This is a genomic window from Aeromonas media, from assembly GCF_000819985.1.
Lineage (GTDB): Bacteria > Pseudomonadota > Gammaproteobacteria > Enterobacterales > Aeromonadaceae > Aeromonas > Aeromonas media.
Map to the genome: position 1 here is coordinate 1 of NZ_CDBZ01000103.1, position 620 is coordinate 620.

Sequence of the window (620 nt, forward strand, 5' to 3'; positions counted from 1 at the left end):
GACAAGGTGATCGACGCCAAGGTGACCACCACCGACGCGGCGGGCAACAGCACCACCGTGACCGATACCGAGGGGTACAGCGTTGACACCCAGGGTCCGAGCGTGGTGGTCGACATCGTGGATGGCGCGCTGAACGTGGCAGACAAGGTCTCGAGCGTCACCTTCACCTTCAGCGAAGTGCCGGTAGGCTTCAGCGCCGACGATCTGAGCATCAGCGGTGGCACCATCAGCAACCTGGTACAAAGCACCAGCGATCCGAAAGTGTGGACCGCCACCTTTACCGCGACCGATGGCTTCACCGGCACCGCCAGCGTGGCCGTGAAGGATGGCAGCTACACCGATGCTGCCGGTAACCCGGGCAGCGCCGGCAGCGACACCGTCGCCGTCGACACCCAGGCCCCGACTGCCAGCATCACCCTGGATGGCAACATCACCCCTGACGACGTGATCAACGCGGCCGAGTCCAAGCAGGACATCGCCGTGACCGGTACCGTGGGTGGCGACGTGAAAGAGGGCGACACCGTCACCCTGACCGTCAATGGCAAGGCCTTCACCGGTCTGGTCTTGGCCGACAAGACGTTCAGCATCAATGTGCCGGGTAGCGACCTGGTGGCCGATGG

At 64.2% G+C, this 620-nt stretch carries 1 protein-coding gene; it reads left to right on the forward strand.

The features are described from left to right. On the forward strand, positions 1-620 hold a 620-nt coding region (locus tag BN1127_RS09210; protein WP_042649217.1), incomplete at both ends, for an Ig-like domain-containing protein.